General features: G+C 43.7%; 4 protein-coding genes. 3 read left to right on the top strand and 1 reads right to left on the bottom strand.

Annotated elements, in window-relative coordinates:
• On the top strand, nt 1-773 hold a 773-nt coding region (locus tag QTO00_RS15825), incomplete at its 5' end, for a DMT family transporter (RefSeq protein ID WP_331425652.1).
• Nucleotides 774-803: 30 nt separating this feature from the next.
• Here the strand turns inward: QTO00_RS15825 and QTO00_RS15820 are convergent.
• Nucleotides 804-1,871 carry a DUF3541 domain-containing protein gene (locus QTO00_RS15820; protein ID WP_331425651.1) on the bottom strand — a complete coding sequence of 356 codons (1,068 nt, stop codon included), beginning with the start codon at nt 1,869-1,871 and terminating at the stop codon, nt 804-806.
• A gap of 332 nt (nt 1,872-2,203) precedes the next feature.
• On the opposite strand from QTO00_RS15820, the gene QTO00_RS15815 reads away from it, so the two are divergent.
• A complete protein-coding gene (locus QTO00_RS15815; RefSeq protein WP_331425650.1) occupies nt 2,204-3,580 on the top strand; it encodes a diguanylate cyclase in 1,377 nt (458 codons plus the stop codon).
• A gap of 71 nt (nt 3,581-3,651) precedes the next feature.
• Nucleotides 3,652-4,086 (top strand): Mpo1 family 2-hydroxy fatty acid dioxygenase, encoded by a 435-nt coding sequence (locus QTO00_RS15810; protein ID WP_331425649.1) that lies wholly within the window; start codon nt 3,652-3,654, stop codon nt 4,084-4,086.
• Nucleotides 4,087-4,093: the final 7 nt, after the last annotated feature.

The following is a 4,093-nucleotide window of genomic DNA, read 5'->3' as shown; positions in this document are numbered from 1 at the left end:
CGCTAATTATTGTGATGATGACTAGACGAGTTTATTGTCGACCACAAAGCGCATTGTTACAGGCACTTTGGGTTCGTGCTTTGTGTATTGCGTCATGCCAAATTTGCTTTATTTACTCGCTCAATCACTTGAGTTTAGTCGAGAGTGTCGTGCTATTTGGTACTGGGCCGCTGTTTTTACCTTTGTTAGAAAAGCTAATATTTTCAGTGGAGCTAGAGTGGGTGTCTATTTTAGGTCTAGTTGTGACCTTTTTAGGTGTATTTTTGTTGGCAGGCGATAAGTCACGAGTCAATGTTCGCTTTGAGCTGCTAGTGGGTTTAGCATCTGGGTTATTTAATGCGGGCTCGCAGCTTAGCTTGTTTCGGATTAGCAAATCAGGGTTAGGCGCGTTAGAGATTAACTATTGGACGTTCTTATTTGCTGCCATCCTATTGGTGCCTGTCGCCAGCTTCCAATTCATTTCGGTGGAACATGTTGTGATTCCTCAATCCGATGAGTTTATGTTGCTATTGGTGGTGATCCTGTGCCTTTCAGCACTTATCATCAATACGCAGGTATTTCGCTCTAAGGCGTATAGATTGGTCGATTCAAGCACGCACTTGGCTCCGCTTATTTTTACTAACTTGCTATTTAGTGCGCTTTGGCAATGGTTGTTTTATCAAGAAAGTTATCAATACTCACAGATAGTAGGTTTGATGCTGATTGTTTGCGCGAATATGTTTACGGTATTTACCCCAATGTGGTTAGCGAGGGAAAAACCATCAGCAGTTTGATGCTAGCCCTGTCTGACAGGGCTAGGAATACTACTGAGGGATAAGGCCAAATGGCGGTCGAGCAAACACTTTTGGCTGGGTTATCACTTTGGGTGCCGCATTAACTTGCTGCCAATCTAACAACATGATGGCTAGTACGTTACGGTGCTCACCATATGTTACATCGAAGTCCCCAGTCACTGAAGGAATCATGCCTTTTTCCAGATCAATAGAAGCTTGAATTGCATTGCGAGTTTTTGCGACTACGGGATCGTCCTCTAAGCCTGCCAATAGGAAGGTGATGCCTACCTCAGCGATGATATCTTCTTTTGCTCTAATCAAGATAGTGTCGATGTTGTTGCGGAAATAGTCATAGACCCACTGATGATCTTGTTCGTCTACTTGATGCTGATAGTACTCGGAATCTCCAAAGATAATGTGAGTCATCCCATACAGCTTATTACCATATTGCTGGCTTGATAACGCCTTGTCTTGGTTATCTGGATAGGCTAGCTTGAAGGCTTGAGTAAAAGGTTCTACCACATCTTGCTCGCCAAGTTGTCTTAGCCAATAGACCTGGTTTGCTAATTGCGCTGCCCAAGCTTTGATCATCTCTTGGTCTGTGGCGTATTTTGCAAAATCATAACGACGGATCACTGAACGCAAAAGCGCATCTTGGCGATGTTTAAGACCGTATTCGTTCGCCCTAGCCATGGAACCGAGTAAGTCGACCCCTAGATAAAGGTATTCCGGCATGTGCTTGGTGACGTTGTAGCGTCTAAGGCTTCGCTCGTCAGTCTCTCCGATGTAGCCTGAAACACGTTTTTCAGAGTAGAGAAGGATCTGTTCAGGGGTGTTTACCTCGGCAGCAAATCGATTGAGTCGACTGGCAACGCGTGCCATATCGGTCCAAACAGCAGCGGAGTATTTGTTGTCTAATGTTTGGCGAAACATACGCAGCCCGTAGTGTCCTTCTTTGAACGCGGGCAGAGTATAAAGCTGGCTCTCGTAGGTATGCCGAATCACATCAGCCGACTCTTGATAGCTGTGTGTCTGCTCCGCGATGGCCGAGTAGGGAAGCGTTGCGGCAAGGCACAATCCAAGTAAAGTTACACGCATTTAGTAGCCTAATTAAACCGAATTCATCTATCGAGCCAGATTAACAGTTGTTTTAATCGCCCGTGTTATTTTTTGGTCAGAGATGCATCGCGATGAATTCAGAATAGTCGAGGATAGCAGACAATTTTTCACTGTCTTCCGCCATTTTTGTCCTAAAATGAAATAGATAAGGATATAAAGGCAAAAAACTCTGGTCGATATCGACTACTTCACCTGCGAGCGATGATAATTAGCTTAATCTAATGTAGGTTAAAAGAGCGAATTTAATAATAACAAATCATTCGAAGGCTTTATAAACTCAGCGGTTCATTTAGCGATATTTGGGAGGGCGGATGGCCTTAAGCTCTGGAAGGCATTTTTACCTAAATATAATCTGTTTGTGTGTTTTTTTTGTCTCAATTGTGCTGGTGGAGTCACTTGACCGGAGCCAAAAATCATTCCTGCGCGATAGTCTTTTGGCAAAGGCAAAGGAGGAGCTTTCCATCGTTCGTTCTGAACTAGAGTCTGCCATTGTTTCCGATATCTATATTGTTAATGGGCTTCCTGCGCTGGTCGCCGCTAACCCAGAGTTCGAGTTTTCAGGTTGGGACCTCATTGCTTCTAGTGTCATTCGCAGAAGCAGCCATGTTCAGTTGTTAGGGCTCGCCCCTGACGACGTCATCAAATACATATACCCTCTTGAAGGAAATGAAAAAGCGCTTGGTCTTGATTATCGTACAGTGCCGAGTCAGTGGCGCACGGTTAAAAAAGCTCAGGAGTTAAAGGAAATCTTCATTGCTGGCCCGGTAAATCTTGTGCAAGGTGGTTTAGCACTGATTGCGCGAGTGCCAATATTCACTGATCCACCCTATAACTCTCGTTACTGGGGGGTATGTAGTGTGGTGATCTCTCTAGAGTCACTGTTCTTGGATGCTGGTGTTTCATCGATTGAGCATAAATTCAACGTCGCAATACGAGGACGAGACAGTACTGGTTTTGAAGGTGATGTCTTCTATGGCATGCAATCAACTTTTGACAATGCGTTTGCTGTCGATTCTGTTCACTTTCCATTTGGCAGTTGGGTTATCGCTGCGTCGGCTAAAGAAGATCTACTCGCAAGTAAACCTTGGTTTCAAGTTCATGCGGTTAGATTGTTGGGCTACCCAATGATACTGATTTTGTTAGCAGCGTTCACACTCACTTATTATTTATACACGGATGCTAGCAAACGTTCGCTGCAAGATGAATTGACCTTGTTACCTAACCGACGCTACTTCATGTATACCTTGCGTGAGCATTTCGAGTCAGTGAAAAAACGTCAGGAGCAAGATTCGTTCGCTATCCTTAATATCGATTTAGATCAGTTTAAATCTATTAATGATACCTACGGTCATGCGGCTGGAGATAAAGTACTGATTGCGACAGCAGAAAGATTGACAAGTGTGTTGAGAACTTCAGACGTAGTGGCACGTATTGGTGGTGATGAGTTTCTCGTTTTGCTGCCAAGAATTGAAGATTCGAAGGACATCGATATCATCAATTTGGAGCTGCAAAAAGCCATCTGCCAAAGCCCTGTCATTTTCGAACAGCATTTGATTAATTTGCAAGTTAGTGTTGGCTACGCAATGTACACATCAGAGCTTAATGATATCGATGATATGCTCAAGCTAGCGGATTCACGTATGTATCAGGAAAAACGCCGACAGCAGAAAAGAACCATCACAAACTAGTGGGTTTCAAAGGCAAACAGCTCGGTGCCGTGCTATAGAAATATCAGGAAGATAAAATTGGTAATAAGAGTATGAAGGATCTCTCTCAATGGCTAGCCGAATACGGAGAAAGTCATCAAAACCCAGTCAATCAGAAGATTAACAAGGTAGCTGTACCGGGTATCTTTTTGTCTGTAGTGGGGCTTATTTGGTCGTTACCTGCAATACAACTGTTTGGTGTAACACTTAATTGGGTTTGGGTCGCATCGGTTCCGGTTATGGTGTTTTATTTTCGTTTGTCGCTGAGCGTTTTTTTGATGATGCTTGGCTTTACTCTAGCGTGCATCTCTTTAATTTGGTCTTTAGAGATAATGCAGGTGTCAGTGTTACTCGTATCCATCACTCTTTTCGCTGTGTTGTGGTTGTTTCAGTTTGTTGGCCACAAGATCGAAGGTAAGAAACCTTCGTTTTTCGAAGATGTTCAGTTTCTTCTGATCGGCCCTATCTGGGTGTTCCGTAAACGCTAATAAGGTG

It is taken from the genome of Vibrio sp. M260118 (assembly GCF_036533755.1).
Classification (GTDB): Bacteria; Pseudomonadota; Gammaproteobacteria; order Enterobacterales; family Vibrionaceae; genus Vibrio.
This window is presented reverse-complemented; position numbering and strand designations above follow the sequence as displayed.

Bases quoted from the DNA above. Each gene is read 5' to 3' on its own strand.
- QTO00_RS15810 (WP_331425649.1), top strand. From the start codon at position 3,652: ATGAAGGATCTCTCTCAATGGCTAGCCGAATACGGAGAAAGTCATCAA.
- QTO00_RS15815 (WP_331425650.1), top strand. From the start codon at position 2,204: ATGGCCTTAAGCTCTGGAAGGCATTTTTACCTAAATATAATCTGTTTG.
- QTO00_RS15820 (WP_331425651.1), bottom strand. From the start codon at position 1,871: ATGCGTGTAACTTTACTTGGATTGTGCCTTGCCGCAACGCTTCCCTAC.